The sequence below is a fragment of the Halopseudomonas sp. T1L2 genome, from assembly GCF_055397385.1.
The window spans coordinates 1140895-1160607 of record NZ_AP040865.1; the positions used below are offsets into that span (position 1 = coordinate 1140895).

Genomic DNA, 19713 nt, shown 5'->3' on the forward strand with positions numbered 1-19713 from the left:
AGCCGCAGAGGTGTAAAAGTTGCAATTTTCTGCTCAAATCGGGTTTTCCATGGCAGGAGCCCGAGCCAATGCAGGCAAAACTTGAACAACGATCCTTTCTGCTGATGCTGGTCGTTGTAACCTTGCTGTTTCTCTATCTGCTCAAACCCTTTTTCGGCGCCGTCTTCTGGGCATGCGTGATCGCATTGCTGTTCCACCCATTGCAGCTGCGCTTGAGCAAGCGCTGGAGCGGCCGGGACAACATGGCAGCCCTGGCGACCCTGACGGTGTGCATGGCGTTGTGCATCCTGCCAGCGGTATTCGTTATCACCTCGTTTGTTCAGGAAGGCCATGCCCTTTATGAACGGGTACAGACCGGCAAGCTGGACCCGGCAGCGATCATGGAAAAGCTGAAGACCAGCTTCCCGTTGGTCGAAAGCCTGTTTCACCGTCTCAACATTGACCTGGAAGGCGTCAAGGCCCTTGCCACCAACGCCGCCGTTACCTCAAGCCGCTTCCTCGCCCAGAACGCGTTCCAGCTGGGCCAGGGCACATTGAGCTTTTTCGCCAGTCTGGCGCTGATGCTCTATCTGGCATTCTTCCTGCTGCGCGACGGTCCAGAGCTGGTACGCATGCTGGTTCGTGCCCTGCCGCTGGGTGACGAGCGCGAATACCAGCTATTCGGGAAGTTTGCCGAGGTCACCCGGGCGACGGTCAAGGGCAACCTCGTGGTCGCCGCAGTTCAGGGCGCACTGGGCGGGCTGATCTTCTGGGCTTTGGGCATCCCCGGTGCGCTGCTCTGGGGTGTGGTAATGATGATGTTGTCGCTGATCCCGGTGGTCGGCGCCAGCCTGATCTGGGGCCCCGTCGCGATCTATCTGTTGGCAATCGGGCACTGGACCCAGGGCATTATCCTGATCGCCTTCGGCGCGCTGGTAATCGGCCTGGTCGACAACCTGCTGCGCCCGCTGCTGGTTGGCCGTGATACCAAGCTGCCGGACTATCTGGTGCTGTTGTCTACCCTCGGCGGCTTCGCCCTGTTCGGCATCAACGGCTTTGTCATCGGGCCCTTGATTGCAGCGCTGTTTATTGCCTTCTGGCAGATCTTTGCCGAGGAGTTCAACCCGCTGGCCGATGCACCGGCACAGAAGCCGGCGCCGCAGGCCGATGACCCGCAGTAGCGGGAGCTCACTCGCTTCCGGTCGCCGTTCGGAACGGGCACTAGCTGCCCGTCTGAACGGGCGTCCATGGCACCACCCGATTACGCCCCTGCGCTTTGGCAAGGTAAAGCGCCCGATCCGCAAGATTGAACCAGTTATCAACATCGTGCAGACCATCAAAAAAGTCGCAGTAGCCGATGCTGACGGTAATGCCGATTTCGATGTCGTCGTCGAGCTGGATGCAGCACGCCTGCAGCGATAGCCGAAATCGCTCCAGCACATCGAGCGCATTTGTTTCTGACGTCTGGGTCAGCAACACCGCAAACTCCTCTCCCCCTACCCGCGCATGCACATCCGACCGCCGAACCGCATCGGATAGTGTCTGGGCAAATACCTGCAGAACCCTGTCTCCCGCCTGATGACCGAATTTATCGTTTACAGACTTGAAAAAATCGACATCCATGACCGCCAGCGAGACCTGCTGGCCATAGCGCAATGCCTGCTCGAACAGACTGTCGGCCATGCTGAAAAACAATTTGCGATTGGCCAGTCCTGTGAGGGCATCATGGGTTGCCTCACGCAACAGCGCAGCTTCGGCTAAATCGCGCTGCTCTTCCAGCTGGCGGGCGCGGATCATGGTGCCCAGCACGCTCGCGAACGGTGCCAGCAACTCAATCTGTTCGCCGCTGTAACCACCCTCCCGGTTGCCAACCGCAATCATCCCCACAGCCTCACCATTGAATCGCAGCGGAATGCCCAGGAAATTATCAATCGACGGATGCCCGGACGGCTGCCCCCGACTGGCCGGATGACGGCTGACCATATCGGTGCAGACCACTGTATTGTGGGTTACCACATGGCCAAACAGATTGTTGAGCGAGTGAAAGCGCAGGGACTGCCCCTCGGCCCGGTGGGAGGCATACCAGGCGCGACTGGCGTCATCCCAGCTGATATTGGAGATGCTGGGCACCTCCAGATACTGCGAACCGTCTTCGCTGTTACGCAGAATGCCGATAAAGCCGACCTGACTGTCCGTTATTGCCAGCAGCGGCTCAAACAATCGGTCGCAGGCCGCCACCAGACTCTGATCCACCAGAAAGGCCTGCTGAACCTCGGCCGCCAACGACATCAATTGCTGCTGGCGCAGATCCAATAGCTCAAGTCGTCTCAGTTCAGTCACATCCCGAATACTGCCGCACAGCCGTGCATACACCCCCTGTTCCTCCGCTGGCAGTGATGCTGCTGCAACCACGATCCAGCGGTAATTATCCCCACCGACGCTGACGCGCAGTTCTACTTCGTGAATTTCGCTGGTAGAGCGACTGAACGATCTGCTTCGCACCAGATCAATCAGTCGCTGCCGATCACCCTCATGCACCCGCGCCAGGCATGCGTCCAGTGACAGCTCGCAGGCATGTGCGCCCACCCCCAGCCACTGCGCAAGACGCTCGCACAGGGCTATGAACGAATCACCCGGATACCATTCCCACACCCCTATGCAGGCGGTTTCCAGTGCGGTCAGCAGACGCTGACCAGCTTCGTGCTCGGCGCGCTCTCCGTGCTTCAGTGGGGTAACGTCCTGCAAGTGCACCCGCACCAGTCCGGGCCCCGGACGCACACCGTCGAATGACAGCAGTATCCAGCGCTCGCCAATCAGAAAGATCATCTGGCGACGTCTGTTGCGACCTTTCGACAACTGGATAAGCAGCTCATCAAGACGCCGGGCAGACAGCGGTGAAACCAGCAGACCGAGCCCGGCCCCCTGCGTGATCCGCATCGCGGTGTCAGGCCCGACGACCGCATCCAGCGCGCCATCCCACTCGGCGAGCGAATAAGGTGAGGCAAGGTGGATGACCACCTCGGCGTCGTGGCGCAATTCTTCCTTGTTGCCGCTCATGTGCCTGGCCATTGCACACATCCCTCATTGACTCAAATCCGCTCTTTACAACGAGTCGGTGCACACACTGATCTCCGCGTCAGCACTGCTTGCGGAGGTCAAACTCGCTATGCCCTGGAATTATATTGCAGTTTCTTGAAGCATAGTTTTGATCAGTGATGGCGCAAGGCCGCTTGGATCAAGAGATGCCCCAGGTCTATGCGGAATGCGCGCCAGCCGTATAATGGCCACCTTGTTCAGGGTAACGGGCAGGTCAATGACAGAGCTGCAGCAATCAGGCAACGTGATAACAGCGCCAGCGGTCATACTCAACCGCGCACGCCTGCGCCCGCCGCCGTTACCCAAAGCCATGCTTGAACGCGACGCACTGATCCAGCGCCTGAGCGCATCAGGCAACCGTCTGACCCTGCTGACCAGCCCCCTCGGTTACGGCAAGACGACACTGATGGCAACCTGCGCCATCAACATGGACGAAGACTGGGGCTGGCTGCGATGCTGCAGCGCAGACAACCAGCCAGCGGTGTTTCTGCAGCATCTCGCTGCCCTGTTCGGCCTGCTGCCGTCGTCCCCTGAACAGGAGCAGACACTCGGCACCGCGTTGTTCAATGCACTCGAGGCCCGTTCCCGGCCTTTCACCCTGTTTCTCGATGACCTTCATCTGCTGCGCTCGTCCGGCACCCGACGGCTGCTTAATGAGCTGATTGGCTTCGCCGCACCCCAGCTAAGGATCGTCGCGGCAAGCGAAGGACTACCCGAACTGGAAATAGCGCACCTGCGCCGGGACCAGCAATTACAGCTGATCGGCACCAGTGAGCTGTCGCTCGACAACACCCAGATCGCACAACTGGCAAGTAAACGCGGCGCCCTGCTGGATAACGACAGCATCTACCAGCTGCGCACCAGCAGCGAAGGTTGGATCAGCGGCGTGCTGCTTGCGCTGGCAGCACGCGCCGACAACGCAGACGCCAGCGAATATATCGCCGACTACCTCAGCCAATCGCTGCTGCAGGGTCTGCCGCCCAAAATACAGTACTTTCTTCAGCAGACAGCGGTGGTCAGTGGGTTCAACCCGGAGCTGGCCGCCCTGCTAAGCGGGCACGAGCAGCCTGAGCGTTCCCTGCGCTGGCTAACTCGCCACGACCTGTTCATTCAGCCCAACCCCGATGATGTGCTGACCCACCGCTACCACCCCGCCCTGCGCAGCGCCTGCCTTCGTCACCTGCAACGCCGCGACTCAGCGTCACTGCGTGCTCTGCATCTGCAGGCTGCCGACTGGCTGCTGCAGCATCGCTGCTATGGCGAGGCGGTCTACCAGCTGGGGCGCGGCGGCGATTACAACCGCTTGCTGGCCGAGGTCGAACAGCACAGTTTTGACCTGCTGCGCGAGGGCAAGGTCGACTCCATCGTCGACTTCCTGATGGACTTGCCCGACCGTGACACCGATCACCTGACATTGGCGATCACCGAAGCGAGCACCGTAATCGCCACCAATGATATCGAGCGTGCGCGCCACTGCCTGCTGCTCCTGCAACGCCTGGTGCGTGAGGCGCAGGTACCCGCCGATCGCCCCGAGCGGCTGTTCCAGACCATTGCCTTTTTGCGCAGCAGACTTGCCGTACTGGGCGGCAACTACCGGCATGGTCTGCGTCTGACCGACAGCTGCATGCGTCACTGGCCCCAGCGCACTGCCGCCAGCGCTGTGCTGCTCTACAACCGCGCCAGTTGCCTGCTGGCGCTCGGCGACCTGGATTGCGCCGAGCAGGCGGCCCATGAGGCACTGGAGCAACTGACCCAGTTCGCCTTCCGCGGCTACACCCACAACCTGCACCTGCTGCTGACCCAGATCGATCTTGCCCGCGGCGATACCCTGCAGGCTGACCAGCGCCTGGAGAGCATGCTGCAGCACGACCCGGCAGCCACTTCCAACACCTTCTACGACCTGTTCCTCAACATTGGCCAGGCGCTGGTCCAGATGCAGCAAGGCAAATTCGAGGCAGCGCGCCAGCAGCTGGCCCAGGCCGAGGCAGCCGCGCTGGAGGTGGTGCACAGCGCAGCCCTGCCCTGGGTATTGCATCATCAGGCCTGTCTGTACGACGCCTGGGGTCAGCCCGAGCAGGCAATCAAGCTCTGGGATGAGTCGCGCAGACTGGCCTGGCAATACCGCTTGTACGGTATCTATCGCATTGCCGGCGCCTGGCGGGTGCGGCTGGCGGTGCGTCAGCAGAACGAGCCCGCCATTGCCCAGTGGCTGGATGAATGGGCCTGGTGTGAAGAGCACTACGGCGAGGCACTGCACTACGAAGAACGCCTGGCCCACGGCTGGGTGCTCTGCCATCAGGGGGAGACTCGAACGGCGCAGGCGCTAGCCCACCAGCTGCAGGAGCAGGCAAGCGCACAGGGCAACCGACTGCTCGCGTTGCAGGTGCATCTGCTCAACGCTCGGATCGCCCGAAACGGGCATCAGCATGCCGAACTGTACTCGGCGCTGGAGCAGGCTTTGCAGCTGAGCCTTGGCCACCGCTTGGGCCAGCTGCTTCAGCACGAAGGCACGGAACTGCGCAACGAGCTGCGTCAGTTGCTGTCACCTGCCTTCCGGCGCCAGCAAGGCTTGCCCGACCTGCCGACCAGCAAGCAACTGCTCAATCCACTGCAGGCCCTGCTTGCTGACGCCGATCCGCAGCAAACCCTGATCGATCCCTTGACCCGACGTGAGCAGGACGTGTTGCAGCGGATCGCCCGCGGCCAGGGAAATCAGCAGATTGCCGAGGGTCTCAACGTCAGCCTCAGCACGGTCAAGACCCACATCAACAACCTGTTCCGCAAACTCGGAGCCACCGAGCGGCAGCAGGCCATTCAGATTGCCCGCACACTGAATTTGCTGACCTGAATCTCCACCCGTCTCCACCCAAAATTCAACCTGCAAATCCACCCGTGGTTTGACGCAAACCCGCGTCCAGCTTGTTACAACGTCTGCCTGTGATCCACCCTGCCGACGAGGCCATCATGTCCGACAAACTGCTGAACGAACGCGAGCTGAATTTCCAGCTGTACGAAATGCTCGACACCGAGGCGCTGCTGCAACGCCCGCGCTACGCCGAGCACGACCGCGCCGTCTTCGACGCCACGCTGGAGACCGCCCGCGGCATCGCTGCCGAATTTCTTGCTCCGCACAACCAGAAAGGCGATGCCAACGAGCCGACCTTCGACGGCGAAAAGGTCACCCTGATTCCGGAAACCAAAGCCGCCTGGGATGCTCTGGCCGAAGCCGGCTTCCACGCCGCGCACCACGACGCCGAAGACGGCGGCCTGCAGCTGCCGGAAGTCATCCTGCGCAGCTGCGTTGCGTATTTCAGCGCCGCCAACATTTCTACTTCCGGCTACTCCTTCCTGACCATCGGCTCCGCCAACCTGGTCAAGAGCTTCGCCAGCGATGCGCTGCGCGAGCGTTTCCTGCCGCCGATGCTGGACGGCCGCTACAGCGGAACCATGGCCCTGACCGAGCCGGGTCAGGGCTCTGCCCTCGGCGACATCCGCACCACCGCGCGCCCGGCAGCAGATGGCAGCTACCGCGTATTCGGCCAGAAGATGTTCATCTCCGGCGGCGACCACGAGCTGACCGACAATATCGTACACATGGTGCTGGCTCGTATCGAAGGCGCACCGGCTGGCGTCAAGGGCATCTCACTGTTCCTGGTACCCAAGGTGTTGGTCAACGAGGATGGCAGCCTGGGCGCGCGAAATGACGTCGCATTGGCCGGTCTGCTGCATAAGATGGGTTACCGCAACACCACCTCCACCGTACTGAGCTTCGGTGAGCAGGACGGTGCGGTCGGCTATCTGGTCGGCGAGGCCAACAAGGGCCTGTCGTATATGTTCCAGATGATGAACGAAGCCCGTATCGGTGTTGCCCTCGGCGCCTCGGTTCTGGCGTATCAGAGCTACATTCACGCCCTGGACTACGCCCGCGAGCGCCCGCAAGGTCGCCTGCCGGGCAGCAAGGACCCGCTGTCGACGCAGGTACGCATCGTTCAGCACGCCGACGTGCGCCGCATGTTGCTGCAGCAGAAAGTCTATGCCGAGGGCAGCCTGAGCCTGTGCCTGTACGCCAGCAGCCTGTTCGAGGACTCGCACACCGCGCCGACCGAGGCCGAGCGTGAAGACGCAAACGAACTGCTCGATCTGCTGATTCCGATGGTCAAATCCTACCCGTCCAAGTACGGCGTGATCGCCTCCGATCTGGGCATCCAGATCCTCGGCGGCTCCGGCTACATTCGCGAATACCCGCTGGAACAGTACTACCGCGACAACCGCCTGAACCCGATCCACGAAGGCACCGAAGGCATCCATGGCCTCGACCTGCTGGGCCGTAAGCTGAGCCAGCGCGGCGGCAAGGGCTACCGCCTGTTCCTCGCCGCAGCGCGCGCCAGCGTTGCCGAAGGCGGCACCAGCAAGCAGTGCGCTGGCATGGCTGCGGCGCTGAACGACGCGGTTGGCATTCTGGACCAGGTGAGCAGCGATCTGCTGCAACAGGTCGCTGCTGACGTCGACCTAGGTCTGGCCAACGCCACCGCCTACCTCGACCTGTTTGGTCGCGTGGTTGTCGGCTGGATCTGGCTGCGTCAGGCACTGGTGGCCGAACGCGCGCTGGAGGCTGGCGCAGAAGGCAGCGAGGCCGACTTCTACCAGGGCAAGCTGCACGCTGCGCGCTACTTCATGGACTGGGAACTGGCCAGCCTCGCCAGCCAGGCTCGCCTGCTGAGCACCGGCAACCGCCTGACCTACGACATGCAGGACGCCTGGTTCTGAGTTTGGGCCTCAGGGCCTGAAATCGGAAAGGTTGCGGGCGGCTCCACGCCGCCGCCCGCGCCATCTGCTTTTCCCTCCTACACTCCCTCCCCTGTACCTCATCAAGCACAGAGTCCCCCAAGACGGTATCTTGTATGCAACCGGACGATCACATTCATGCAGCGAAACAAGCTCACCCACGTCGAATGCCCCATTGCCCGCAGCCTGGATCAGGTTCGCGAGTGGTGGAGTATTTTGCCGATGCGTGACGCCCTGCAAGGGCTGCGCCGGTTCGACCAGTTCTCTCAGAGTTTAGGCATTGCACCGAACATGCTGACCCGCCGTCTCAGCGCACTGGTCGAGGCCGGGATGCTGGAACGGGTGCCTTACAGCCAGCGGCCACTGCGCTACTAGAGCGTGCCGACGGCCAAGGGGGAAGATTTTGCCTTCGTTGACTGGGGCAATCGCCACTATGCCGCTGAGGGCGAAAGCGTGCAGGTGGCGGATCGTGACATCGGCAGGCGCTTGCAGTTGGCCTTTACCGACCCGGAGGATGGCCGCGTGCTCGCGCCGCAACAGTGCACACTGCAGCCGGGGCCGGCCGCCAGCGACGCGATGCGCGAGCGGCTTGGCTGTAAGCACGCTCGCCCAGTGTTGACCACCTGATTCAGTGCCCGCAGGCCTGATACCACTCCACACCGTGGGCATCGCGCTGCATTTCGACCTGGCCCTGCGCAATCAGGCAGTTGAGGTTGGCGCGGCTTTCACCGGTCGCCAGCGCCAGCACGATGCCGTCATCCATGCCAATCGGCCGACCAAACAGACACTCGAAAATATCGACACTGCGGCGGGGTTCGCGCAGTTCGGCATGCAGCCGCTCCAGCAGGCGCTGCTGACTGTCTACCAGATCATTGATTCGCGCGTGCAGGCCGCGGAAGCAATCGTTGTGGGAGGGCAGCACCAGCACGCGGTCCCTGACCCTGTCGCGAATCCGGCGCATTGAGACCATCCACTCGCCCAGCGGGTCGCCATCCGGCTCGCGGGCCTGCACCGATACGTTGGATGAAATCAGCGGCAATACCTGATCGCCGGAGATGAATAACCCAAGCTCGGCGCAATACAGGCAGGCATGCTCGGCGGTATGGCCCTGACCGACGATCACCTGCCAGTCGTGCTCGCCAATGCTCAGAACGTCGCCGTCACCGATACGGCGGAAGCGCTCGGGCAACGGGTGCACCATGCTGGAGATACCGCCGTAGTTGTCGCGCCAGTAAGCAAGCGCGCTGTCATTCCAGCCGGCACGACGGTAGAACGCCAGCTCCACCTCGGGGGCTTCCCGGCCCTGCAGCCGCGCCGCGTTGCAGGCGTGATATTCGATATGCGGCATCCACAGCTCGCAGCCAAAACGCTCGACCAGCCAGCCGGCCAGACCGGCATGATCGGCATGGCGGTGAGTACAAATCACGCGCGTCACCGGCAGGCCACCCAATACCTCATCAAACAGCTGTTCCCAGACGGCCATCGCCTGCTTTGTCCAGACGCCGGTATCGACCAGCGTCCAGCCATCTCGGTCACGCAGCGCCCAAAGGTTCACGTGATCCAGCCTGAACGGCAGCGGCATGCGAATCCACAGCACGCCCGGCTGCACCTCCAGCGTCGCGCCCAGTGCGGGTGTGGTAAGCGGATAAATCAGACCGTCTGTAGCCATAGCGTTACTGCTTCTTGATCAGGAGTGAGTGAGGAGTGGGTCAGCTGGGCTTGTCTTCCAGCAGCCGCCTGGGATGCATGCCGTTGACCATGCCCATGAACGGCGGGTGGATCGAATATCCCAGCATCCGCTGAATATGCGGACTGCATTCGCGGGCGCGCGGCAGCGGAACAGACAGGCTGAAGTTCTCCTGCTGACGTACCCAGGGCTCGCAGTACTGCGCGGTCACGGCAAGACGCGGTGCGGCGCTCTGGTTGGCGCCACCGCCATGCCAGAGGGTGCCGAGAAACAGCACCATCGAACCCTTGGGCATGATCACCGGGATCGACCTGGCGCAGTCGTCGGGCGTTGGCGCATGACCGTCCCAGGTATGGCTGCCGGGGATCACCACGGTTGCGCCGTTGTCGGCGGTAAAGTCGTCCATCGCGATAATGGTCGCCGCGCCGAAATGCGGACGTGGACGCGGCACCGGGTAGAAGGCATCGTCGTGATGCAGCGGTTGCGCCTGCTCGCCGGGCAGAATGTTGATCACCTGCAACTGCGACAGCAGATAATTCGGCGCCAGTACTCGATCCAGCAACCCCAGCACCAGCGGATGTTCCACCAGCGGGTTGCAGGCCAGGGTCTTGGTAATCACCGCGTAGAGCCGCTGGGTCAGCGTGCCCTCGAAATCGTTGCGCCCGCAGTGCGCGGGCAACAGGCTGCGCAACTCGGCGCTGATCTGCTCGACCTGTGCCTCGGGGACAATTCGCTCCAGAATCACATAGCCGTCGCGCAACAGTGCTGAATGCAGCCGCTCAAGCTCGGCGGCATCGACCGCCTCCTGACTGCCGGCAGTCGACTGGTAAGCCTTGGCGTAGCCGCTTTTAAGGTACTCACTGTCACCGGATAACACACGCTGACTCATGCCCGCCCCCTGTTGTCGTTGTTGGCCGACGCGCAGATGCGAGGCACCTGTCGGCATCGGTGGACGTGAACGATGCGATGACCGCGCCAAGCGCAGCGCGGCGATACCCCATTGTAGAGAGGCTGGCTCCCCTGATAAGGGGCACAAGGCGGACGATCCTGCCAATTACCGGACTGGTCAGTCTGCTGTTGAGGGGCTATTCAGAGAACAAATGATTGGGGCGCTACCGGCGGGCAGCGCCCCAGGGGGCACCAATCGCTCAGTTGCCGCGATAGGTTGAGAACCCATAGGGGCTGAGCAGCAGCGGGATGTGGTAATGGGGTACAGAGGCATCCACCTCGAAGATCACCGGCACTTCCGGGAAGAAGGTCTTGGCCTGCTGCTTCGCAAACCAGTCACCGGTTTTGAAGGTCACGCGGTAGGTGCCGTCCGTGAGCGTCTGATCGTCCGGATACAGCCCGGTAATGCGGCCCTGTGCGTTGGTCACACCTTCGCTGAGTGCCTGCCATTGCTCACCCTGCAGACGCTCCAGCGTTACCTGAACGTCCGGTGACGGCAAGCCGCTCTCAAGATTGAGTACGTGCACGCTGAGCGGGTTGTTCGCGGCGGCGGCCAGGCTGCTCATGGTTGCCAGCAGCACAGCGCCAGCGGTAACAAGGATACGATTCATCAACATAACTCCAGACAGTGAGATAAATGCGCGTTATTGCGCCGGGAATACCTGTGAAATAGCGCTCTGGGCGCAGGCCTGATCGGTTTCGGCGCCGCCAGCACCGGCCACGCCCACCGCGCCGATGACTGCGCCGTCGACCAGCACGGGCACACCCCCACCCAGCAGCAACAGCTCATCAAGGGTCGTGAGGTTGGCAGCATCAGCATTACTTCGGGCTCGCTCGGCGAGCAGCAGCGTTGGTGTCTTGGTCGACAGCGCGGTAAAGGCCTTGCGCTGGGCAGCAACGGTGTTGTGCGGACCTACGTTGTCGTCACGCTGCAGGCTGACCAGTTGGCCGGACCGGTCGACCACGGCCACCACAGCGGTTCGCTGCCGGGCGTGGCAGGCCGCGAGCGTGGCATCGGCCAGTTGATTGGCCAGTGACAGCGTGAGGTCGGGGCGGCTGGCAATGGCAACGGTGTCGGCCTGCACGGCACCGGCGCCAAGGCCGACGGCCAGCGCAAGGACTGGTTTGGATATGTGCATCTGCGGAATCTCCTGGGTTGCTCAAGCACAGCCGCATGCTGCAGCGCCCAGGCCATCGGTAGCATTGCCGGCAGATTACGCTTTTGTAATGGGCATCCGGCGCGCTTGGCTCTACTCTGTCAGCCTGAACGAGGAGAACACGATGCGCATTCTGGTGGCAGAAGATGAACCCAAGGCAGCCGAGTACCTGCAACGCGGACTGAGCGAGTCCGGCTTTCAGGTCGACATCGCGCTCAACGGCCTTGATGCGCGCCATCTGATGGAAGAAGACCGTTTTGATCTGGTGATACTCGACGTCATGCTGCCCGGTATGGACGGCTGGCAGTTGCTGCGTCTGATCCGCAGCCGCGCCGACACGCCAGTGCTGTTCCTGACCGCCCGCGACAGCGTTGAGGACCGGGTAAAGGGTCTGGAATTGGGGGCCGACGACTATCTGGTCAAACCGTTCTCCTACGCCGAACTGCTGGCCCGCGTGCGCAGCCTGCTGCGCCGGGCACCCCTGCGTGAGGTCGAGTTCTACCGGCTGGCGGACCTGCAGGTCGACCTTCTGCGGCGACAGGTACACCGCCAGGGCCAGCGCATTCATCTGACCAACCGCGAATTTGCACTGTTGCAGTTGCTGGTCAGCCACCCCGGTGAAGTCATGTCGCGCAGCCGCATCGCCTCGGAGGTCTGGAATATCAATTTCGAGAGCGACACCAATGTGGTTGACGTTGCCGTGCGCCGTCTGCGCGCCAAGCTTGATGACCCGTTTGATCTCAAGCTGATTCACACCGTACGCGGCATGGGTTACAAGCTGGACGAGGCCCCATGAACCGTTGGCGGCGCTCACTCAGCCTGCGCCTTGCGCTGGCCTTCGCACTGGTCAGCCTGCTGGTGCTCGGGGGCATCGGTCTGTATCTGTACCGCTCGCTGCAGCAGGAAATTGCCTGGCGCGATGACCAGACCCTGCTCGGACGGCTCGACCGCATGGCGAACCTGCTGCGCGACGCAGCGGATATACAGGCGTTGCGTGCACGACCCGAGCTGTACGCCAACATGCTCGGCAATACCGAACATTTCCTTTGGGTGCTCGATAGCAGCGGCACGGTACTGATCAGCATCAATCCCCGCGAACTGCCATTACCGGATCTGCACGCCGGCCCGGAGCCGCATTTTCACGAGGGCTCGGGTGAGCCATCCTATCGACTGGTTACCCAGCAAAGCCGTATCCACGGCCAGACGCTGACGCTGGTGGCCGGGCATCTGCTCAGCGAGCGCGAGAACATGCTGGCGGCCTACCGCAACAATCTGGTCATCGCCCTGCTCTGCGCGGGCCTGCTCAGCTTTGTGCTTGCCGCCCTGATCAGCCGTCGCGGTCTGCGCCCGCTGCGCCAACTCGCGGCACAGGCCGCCGAGCTGGATGCCGCTCGGCTGCACACCCGCCTGCACACCGGCAGTACCTACGCCGAACTCGATGGGCTTGAGCACAACCTGAATCAGGCGCTGACACGTATCGACGCTGCCTATCAACAGCTGATGCGCTTCTCGGCCGATCTGGCCCACGAGATGCGAACCCCGCTGAACAACCTGATAGGCCAGACCCAGCAGGTGCTGAGCAAGGCCCGTTCGGTCAACCGCTATGAGCAGGTGCTGGAGTCCAACCTGGAGGAGTTTGAACGCCTGGCGAGAATGATCGATAGCCTGCTGTTTCTGGCCCGCAGTGAGCACCCGACCACCGCAGTGCAACGTCAAACGGTCGATCTGCACGATCTGACTGCACGGCTGTGCGACTACTTCGAGGACATGGCCGAGGAGCACGGTCTGAGGCTGCAAAACCACTGTCAGGGAAGCCTGCAGGCCGACCCGGAGATGCTGACCAGGGCCCTTGCCAACCTGATTGCCAACGCCATCCGTCACGCCGATACCGGCAGCGACATTACCATCAGCAGCGCCCACAGCGAAGGCCAGTGTGTGCTTGCGGTAACCAACCGGGGCGCCCACATTGAACAGCCCCATCTGGCCCACCTGTTCGACCGCTTTTATCGGGCTGACCCTTCGCGCAGCGCGCCGGGCAGCACCGGCGGGCTGGGGCTGGCCATAGTGCAGGCAATCATGCGCCAGCATGGTGGCTACGCCAGCGTCACCAACGAGGACGACGGCGTACGGTTTGAACTGGTGTTCCCGCACACCACAACATGACAACACTGTAATCCCCGGGTCATCCGGCGGTTCCCGGCGGTGCCCTATCGTGGCCAGGCAATGCGGTGACGGTCACCGCGCACAGCCCGGAGAGAATCCCCGATGAAATACCTGATTGCCCTGACCTTGTCTGCCCTGTTCATGACCACCCTGTCTGCCCACGCCGAAGATGGCAGCGAACGTCTGCGCCAGATGCACGCCAAGCACCTCGAACGCCAGTAAGCCCTGTCGTTGCCACTCCCGACCGTCAGCCTCGCTGACGGTCACCCCGCTCCTCGCTTTCAGCTCGCTGCCAGGCCGTTGTACAACCTCGCCTCTACGGCTTTCCTGCCTTCACGCCATCCCCGGTAAAACAACCATCGCGCGGGTTTGTGCCGATAAAGGTACAGGTAAAAGTTATTCAAATACTGTACATCACAAATATTACGTATAGGATTTGTCGTTAGCGCCCGGTGCTCGTCCGGCCACGCCCTGGTGCGTTGGCGTAGTTAACGGTATCAGGCAATCTTGACCCGAATACGAGGTGGAACATGAAACGGCTTCTGGTGCTTTTTTGCTGTCTGTGGCTTGCCAGCTGCGGCAGCGTCACGGTGCAGGATTATGCAGGCGAACAACCGAAACTGGATCTGATCAGCTTCTTCGACCGGCCCGTCGAGGCCTGGGGCATCTTCCAGGACCGCAGCGGTCAGGTCATCAAGCGCTTCCATGTCGACATCACCAGCCAACGCGACGGCGATCGCCTGATTCTCGATGAGCGCTTTCTCTACAGCGACGGCACCACCCAGCAGCGGGTCTGGACCCTGACCCCGGATGGCACCGACCGCTGGCGCGGTACCGCCGATGACGTGGTCGGCGAAGCCATCGGTGAACTGGCGGGTAACGCCCTGCGTTGGCAATACCAGCTCAACCTGCCGGTCGACGACACTACCTATGTGGTGACCTTTGACGACTGGATGTACCTGATGGACGAAGATACCCTGATCAACCGATCAAGCATGCTGAAGTTCGGCGTCGAGCTGGGCCAGGTAACCCTGTTCTTCCGTCGCCAGAACTGATGACAGCGCTTAAATCATTCGGCAACGGGTATCGCGCACTGGTCATCGGCGCCAGCGGCGCGCTGGGTCAGGCCTTCTGTGATGCGCTTGAAGCTGATCCGGGGTGTGCGCTGGTGACGCGCTTGAGCCGCAACAGCGCGCCCCCGCTGGATTTGGAAGATGCAGCCTCCATTCCCCGGGCTGCTGAGGCCGTTGCACAGCACGCGCCGTACCACCTGATCATCGTCAGCAGCGGCTTGCTCCATCGCCCGGGCATCCGGCCGGAAAAGAGCCTGTCAGCACTGGATGCAGACGCCCTGCAGGCGGTTTTTCAGGTCAATACGCTGGGGCCGGCGCTGTTGCTGCGCGATTTCCTGCCGCTGCTGGATCCTCAGGGCGCCATGGCCTTGCTCTCTGCCAAAGTCGGCAGCATTGGTGATAACCGGCTGGGTGGCTGGTATGCCTATCGCGCGTCCAAGGCGGCGTTGAACATGCTGATCAAAACCGCCTCCATCGAGCTGGCTCGACGTGCGCCCAGGGCGCGGCTGCTGAGTCTGCATCCGGGCACCGTCCAGTCAGCGCTGTCCCAGCCGTTTCGTGGCGCCGCTGCAGCGCGTCCCGCCGCACAGGCGGCCCGGGAGCTGCTGGCCGTTATCGACAACGGCACGCCAGCCGATAGCGGCGGTTTTTTCACTTACAACGGCGAGCGCATCGAGTGGTAACCGGCAGTCGAGGGCTGCTGCATGGCTGGAGAGTCGGGTTTGCTGCGCACCTCCCTCTCGCTAGCCCTGGCGCACAGCCCCACCGCCACTGTCCTTGACCTTGTAGAGGGCATCGTCGGCCAGCTGCAGCAGCGCATAGCGATCAGGACAGTCCTGCGCCTGCTCGGGAATGCGACTTGCCAAACCGACGCTGGCTCTGACCTGAACCCCATCAGCGCAAACAAGGTGCAGACGATTAACCTCGTCAACGATTTTTCGCGCAACTGTCTCGGCCCCGGCGGCATCGGTATCCGGCATCACCAGCACGAATTCGTCGCCGCCAAAGCGCGCCGCCATATCTGTTTCCCGGCGCGCGCACGCCGCCAGCACTGCGCCGACTTTCACCAGTGCCTGATCTCCTTCAAGATGGCCCAGGCTGTCATTGAAAGACTTGAAGTTGTCCAGATCGATGATCAGCACGCTGATGGGGCTGATCGCACGCCGGGCACGACGCCACGCCTTGGCCAGGAAGGTCTGAAAACCGCGGCGGTTGGCCAGTGCGGTCAGAGGGTCGTGGTGAGCTGAGTGTTCGGCTGCCTGCTCGCTCAGCTTGCGACGGGTGATATTGTGATGACTGAGGACGACGTAAACCTTGCCTGAAAAAAGGGTACGTGCGCCCCTGAGAATGAACCACTGTTTCGCTTCAGGGGTATGGCACGGATATTCGTGATAGAAGGTCTCCGCGCGACCGGATATCAGATCTTCCAGTGCATCCGCGACGGATGAGGCATCGGCGTCTCCACAACGGATGGCCGAACGGCAGACACTGAGATAATTCTGCCCAGTCCAGTCAAACTCCGGAGCCACGCCATTGGACTGTGCCACAGTGCGCCAGGTGTGATTAACAAAAACGATTACGCCCAGTTCATTAAGCACGGCAATCTGGTCTTCCAGACCGTCCAGTACCGCACGAAAGAAGCCGTCAGTGGCACCTTCGCCTGCATTCCCTACTCGCTCGACTACTACTTCAGCGGCCATTATTCACCCCTAGAAACCGGCGAGTGCGCGTAACGCGAACCCAACCGGGCAAGCATATCAGCAACCCTGTTCTCCCGGGCATTTATGAATACGCCATTATCAGCCCCAGCTCTTCGCACAAGCGCCGCGCAAAGATCCGCTGACGCAGCCAAAGGCGTATAATGCCGAGCTTTCCGCCACCACAGACACGCTGCTCCAATGCCCCGAATTACCGAGAACCTCAACGACTGCGCTGCCCGGTTGCGCGCCGGCCAACTGGTCGCGATGCCCACCGAAACGGTCTACGGACTCGCCGCTGATGCCCGTCAGGACACGGCGGTGCAACAGGTATTCGCACTCAAGGGCCGCCCTGGCAACAATCCGTTAATCGTGCATCTGGAAAACGCCGCACAGGCCACTGAGTGGGCATCTGTCGTACCGACTGCAGCCAAAGAGCTGATGGCCGCGTGCTGGCCGGGACCGCTGACACTGGTCCTGCCCGCACGCGACGAGGTATCACGTCTGGTCACCGCCGGCCAGGACAGCGTCGCCCTGCGGGTTCCGGCTCATCCCACAGCACGGGCGCTGCTGAGCGCATTTGGCGGTGCTCTGGTTGCGCCGTCGGCCAACCGTTACATGTCCATCAGCCCGACCTGTGCAGCCCATGTGGCGCAGCAGTTTGCCGGCAGTGACCTGCTGATTCTCGACGGAGGAAGCTGCCAGGTAGGTCTGGAATCGACCATTGTCAGCGTTCTTCCGGGTGATAGCCCCCGCCTGCTGCGCACCGGCATGCTGGGCCAGTCTGCACTGGAAGCTGTTCTGGGTCAGCCGCTGGCAGACCGGGACGGTGGCCCTCGTGCACCGGGTCAGCACCACCGGCACTATGCACCGACAACCATCACGCTGACGTTCCGGGAGACGCCAACTGAAGCGCTTGGGTCGGCGGATTGTGGCTGGCTATGGTGCACAAACGCGCAACCCACCCATGGCCCGGCACTGGACCTCGGCGCAGATCCCCACGTTTATGCAGCCAACCTGTATGCAGCACTCTATGAGCTGGACGCGCTTGACCTGACGCGCCTGTATATTCAATTGCCGCCGTCGGACGCGGCCTGGGCTGCAGTGCACGACCGACTGGCGCGTGCCAGCCAGCGCCTGTACTGAGTGGCTATTACGGCAGAACTGGCGTATCGGATGGTATCTCGGCAAAACGGCTGAATGCCTGCGCGGCGGGAGACGGGTTCTTGGTTCGCCAGCGCACCAGGTACCAGCGATTCGGAATCGGAAACCCCTCCACCTCAAGCTCGACGAGATTGCCAGGCGCGGTATGAATAAGGGTATGGCGTGACAGAATGGCGATGCCCAACCCTGCGGCGACAGACTCCTTGATCGCCTCATTACTTTCGATCGTCATCTGCGGACGCACAGTCCAGCCAAAACGGGCAAAGTGCTCCTCGATAGCCAGCCTTGTGCCCGATCCGGGTTCTCGGCTGAGGAAGGGCTCATCAACAAGCTGCTCCCAGCGCAGGCGTTTGCCGGCATACCGATGCCCTGCAGGCGCAATAACTACCAGCGGGTTGTCAGCGAGGGGAATGACATCCAGATCAAGGTGTCTGGGTGGCTGGCTGAACACATACAGATCATCCAGATTGCGTTCGAGGCGGCGAATCACCTCGGAGCGGTTGGCGATATTCAACTCCACCTCGACCTGGGGATACTGACGGCAGAACGGTCCCAGCAGGCGCGGTACCAGATACTTTGCCGTGGTAACGGCGCCCAGACGCAACTGGCCTGCAGTCAGGCCGTTAAGGTGGGCCAGGCGCATATCCAGGTGATCCAGCGCGGCAAAAATCTGCCGGGCGCCAGCCTGCACTTCTTTACCGGCATCGGTCAGATGCAGGCGCTTGCCAATCTGCTCGAACAGCTTCAAACCGAGCGATTGTTCCAGTTTGGCAATCTGTGTCGATACCGACGGCTGGGCCAGATGCAGCACGCGTGCCGCCTCCGTTACGCTGAGACGCTCGGCAACCACCAAAAAGGTTTCCAGCTGTCTGAAGGTCGTTTGGCGCGTGTGGAAATGCTGTCTTTTCATAGCTTTTTGACTATGGTTTCCTGTCAAATAATCTATTTTTTACTATAGCCATTACTGTTCAAACTGCATGCAAGATCCCTGCAAGGAGACCTTGCTCATGAACATCACTTTCGCCCGTCCAGCGCATCAAGCGGCCCAATCTCCGGCGCATTGCGTCGCTTTCCTGACCTGCCACGACAAGGCGCATCTGGTCTCCGATGCCCTGGCTCCGCTGGGTCTGGATGTCCAGCCGATCAGCAGCTACGACACCGATAATTTCGGCACCTTCAGCCGGGAAATACCACGCCAGGGCAGTGCCCACGACACCGCACTTCGCAAGGCAAAACTGGCTTGTTCTCTGGCAGCAACGCGCTACGGTCTGGGCAGCGAAGGCAGCTTCGGCCCCGATCCGCATCTTGGCTGGATGCCATGGAATTACGAGATCCTTTGCCTGTGGGACAACGAACGCCAGTATGCCGTCTACGTCATGGCCAGCTCGGGGGCTACCAATTATGCGCAGGGCGAGATCGACAGCCTGCAGGCCGCAGAATCCTTCATGCAAAGGACCCGCTTCCCTTCACATGCACTGATTCTCGGGCGACCGGATGAACCCTGGTTCCAGAAAGGCATCCGCGACCGCGACTGGTTGCTGGACAAGATCGCTACCCTGCTCACTCAGCACCCAGCGGTCTGGCTCGAAACCGACATGCGGGCCCACCTCAACCCCCTGCGCCAGCAGATGATCCGCGAGGCAGGCGAGCAACTGGCAAAACAGCTGGGCAGTCTTTGTCCTCGCTGCAGTGCGCCGGGCTACGCCATCGCACGCAGCGAGCCTGGCCTGTCATGTGCCGATTGCGACCTGAGCACTCCCCTGGCGGCGGCCTATATCTGGGAATGCCCCGCGTGCGAGTACCAGGAACGCATCGCTACCAACCAACTCGCCGACCCCGGGCACTGCGAACGCTGCAATCCGTGACGACAATGGCCGACCGGCGCTCGGCCATACCCTTCCTGCATAAGCTGCAGCCAACATCATGTCGCACCCGGACAGATAACCAACTGCCCGAATTCCAGG

At 61.8% G+C, this 19713-nt stretch carries 16 protein-coding genes and 1 pseudogene; 10 read left to right on the forward strand and 7 right to left on the reverse strand.

Features of this window, described 5'->3' with window-relative positions:
• Positions 1-68 precede the first annotated feature (68 nt).
• Positions 69-1160 carry an AI-2E family transporter gene (locus tag ACZ5WQ_RS05360; protein WP_464383308.1) on the forward strand — a complete coding sequence of 364 codons (1092 nt, stop codon included), beginning with the start codon at positions 69-71 and terminating at the stop codon, positions 1158-1160.
• A 40-nt stretch (positions 1161-1200) separates the two neighbouring features.
• On the opposite strand, the gene ACZ5WQ_RS05365 is transcribed toward ACZ5WQ_RS05360, so the two are convergent.
• The gene (locus ACZ5WQ_RS05365; protein WP_464383309.1) at positions 1201-3048 is read right to left on the reverse strand and encodes a sensor domain-containing diguanylate cyclase; all 1848 of its coding nucleotides are present in this window, start codon (positions 3046-3048) and stop codon (positions 1201-1203) included.
• A 244-nt stretch (positions 3049-3292) separates the two neighbouring features.
• Between ACZ5WQ_RS05365 and ACZ5WQ_RS05370 the strand changes: the two genes are divergently transcribed.
• The 3 genes and pseudogenes from ACZ5WQ_RS05370 to ACZ5WQ_RS05380 all read left to right on the forward strand — a co-directional run bounded on the left by ACZ5WQ_RS05370 (position 3293) and on the right by ACZ5WQ_RS05380 (position 8487).
• Positions 3293-5923: a LuxR C-terminal-related transcriptional regulator gene (locus ACZ5WQ_RS05370; RefSeq protein ID WP_464383310.1), complete on the forward strand. Its 2631-nt coding sequence runs from the start codon at positions 3293-3295 to the stop codon at positions 5921-5923.
• Between the two features lie 116 nt (positions 5924-6039).
• Entirely contained in the window at positions 6040-7842 is a 1803-nt protein-coding gene (locus tag ACZ5WQ_RS05375) for an acyl-CoA dehydrogenase (protein ID WP_464383311.1), read from the forward strand.
• A gap of 156 nt (positions 7843-7998) precedes the next feature.
• Positions 7999-8487: pseudogene (locus ACZ5WQ_RS05380) on the forward strand (winged helix-turn-helix transcriptional regulator).
• A gap of 1 nt (position 8488) precedes the next feature.
• Here the strand turns inward: ACZ5WQ_RS05380 and ACZ5WQ_RS05385 are convergent.
• The 4 genes from ACZ5WQ_RS05385 to ACZ5WQ_RS05400 all read right to left on the reverse strand — a co-directional run bounded on the left by ACZ5WQ_RS05385 (position 8489) and on the right by ACZ5WQ_RS05400 (position 11634).
• Positions 8489-9529 (reverse strand): MBL fold metallo-hydrolase, encoded by a 1041-nt coding sequence (locus ACZ5WQ_RS05385; RefSeq protein WP_464383312.1) that lies wholly within the window; start codon positions 9527-9529, stop codon positions 8489-8491.
• A gap of 40 nt (positions 9530-9569) precedes the next feature.
• Complete coding sequence (locus tag ACZ5WQ_RS05390) at positions 9570-10436, reverse strand: phytanoyl-CoA dioxygenase family protein (protein ID WP_269687302.1); 867 nt, start codon at positions 10434-10436, stop codon at positions 9570-9572.
• Between the two features lie 259 nt (positions 10437-10695).
• The gene (gene uraH, locus ACZ5WQ_RS05395; RefSeq protein WP_088274177.1) at positions 10696-11106 is read right to left on the reverse strand and encodes a hydroxyisourate hydrolase; all 411 of its coding nucleotides are present in this window, start codon (positions 11104-11106) and stop codon (positions 10696-10698) included.
• Positions 11107-11139: 33 nt separating this feature from the next.
• Complete coding sequence (locus ACZ5WQ_RS05400; RefSeq protein ID WP_228244832.1) at positions 11140-11634, reverse strand: GlcG/HbpS family heme-binding protein; 495 nt, start codon at positions 11632-11634, stop codon at positions 11140-11142.
• Between the two features lie 142 nt (positions 11635-11776).
• Between ACZ5WQ_RS05400 and ACZ5WQ_RS05405 the strand changes: the two genes are divergently transcribed.
• The 4 genes from ACZ5WQ_RS05405 to ACZ5WQ_RS05420 all read left to right on the forward strand — a co-directional run bounded on the left by ACZ5WQ_RS05405 (position 11777) and on the right by ACZ5WQ_RS05420 (position 15571).
• Positions 11777-12448, forward strand: a complete 672-nt coding sequence (locus ACZ5WQ_RS05405) for a heavy metal response regulator transcription factor (RefSeq protein ID WP_228244831.1) — start codon at positions 11777-11779, stop codon at positions 12446-12448.
• Complete coding sequence (locus ACZ5WQ_RS05410; protein WP_464383313.1) at positions 12445-13815, forward strand: heavy metal sensor histidine kinase; 1371 nt, start codon at positions 12445-12447, stop codon at positions 13813-13815. The genes ACZ5WQ_RS05405 and ACZ5WQ_RS05410 overlap by 4 nt, the downstream gene beginning before the upstream one ends.
• A gap of 530 nt (positions 13816-14345) precedes the next feature.
• Positions 14346-14870, forward strand: coding sequence for a DUF3833 domain-containing protein (locus ACZ5WQ_RS05415; RefSeq protein ID WP_233049717.1), 525 nt, complete (start codon positions 14346-14348; stop codon positions 14868-14870).
• The gene (locus ACZ5WQ_RS05420; protein ID WP_228244828.1) at positions 14870-15571 is read left to right on the forward strand and encodes an SDR family NAD(P)-dependent oxidoreductase; all 702 of its coding nucleotides are present in this window, start codon (positions 14870-14872) and stop codon (positions 15569-15571) included. Before ACZ5WQ_RS05415 ends, ACZ5WQ_RS05420 begins: the two co-directional genes overlap by 1 nt.
• A gap of 60 nt (positions 15572-15631) precedes the next feature.
• Here ACZ5WQ_RS05420 and ACZ5WQ_RS05425 read toward each other — a convergent pair whose 3' ends face one another.
• Positions 15632-16588: a sensor domain-containing diguanylate cyclase gene (locus tag ACZ5WQ_RS05425; protein WP_338213281.1), complete on the reverse strand. Its 957-nt coding sequence runs from the start codon at positions 16586-16588 to the stop codon at positions 15632-15634.
• Positions 16589-16786: 198 nt separating this feature from the next.
• On the opposite strand from ACZ5WQ_RS05425, the gene ACZ5WQ_RS05430 reads away from it, so the two are divergent.
• A complete protein-coding gene (locus ACZ5WQ_RS05430; protein ID WP_464383314.1) occupies positions 16787-17731 on the forward strand; it encodes an L-threonylcarbamoyladenylate synthase in 945 nt (314 codons plus the stop codon).
• A 7-nt stretch (positions 17732-17738) separates the two neighbouring features.
• Here ACZ5WQ_RS05430 and ACZ5WQ_RS05435 read toward each other — a convergent pair whose 3' ends face one another.
• Entirely contained in the window at positions 17739-18659 is a 921-nt protein-coding gene (locus ACZ5WQ_RS05435) for a LysR family transcriptional regulator (protein WP_464383315.1), read from the reverse strand.
• Between the two features lie 97 nt (positions 18660-18756).
• On the opposite strand from ACZ5WQ_RS05435, the gene ACZ5WQ_RS05440 reads away from it, so the two are divergent.
• Positions 18757-19614 carry a DUF6671 family protein gene (locus ACZ5WQ_RS05440; RefSeq protein WP_464383316.1) on the forward strand — a complete coding sequence of 286 codons (858 nt, stop codon included), beginning with the start codon at positions 18757-18759 and terminating at the stop codon, positions 19612-19614.
• The last annotated feature ends 99 nt before the right edge of the window (positions 19615-19713 follow it).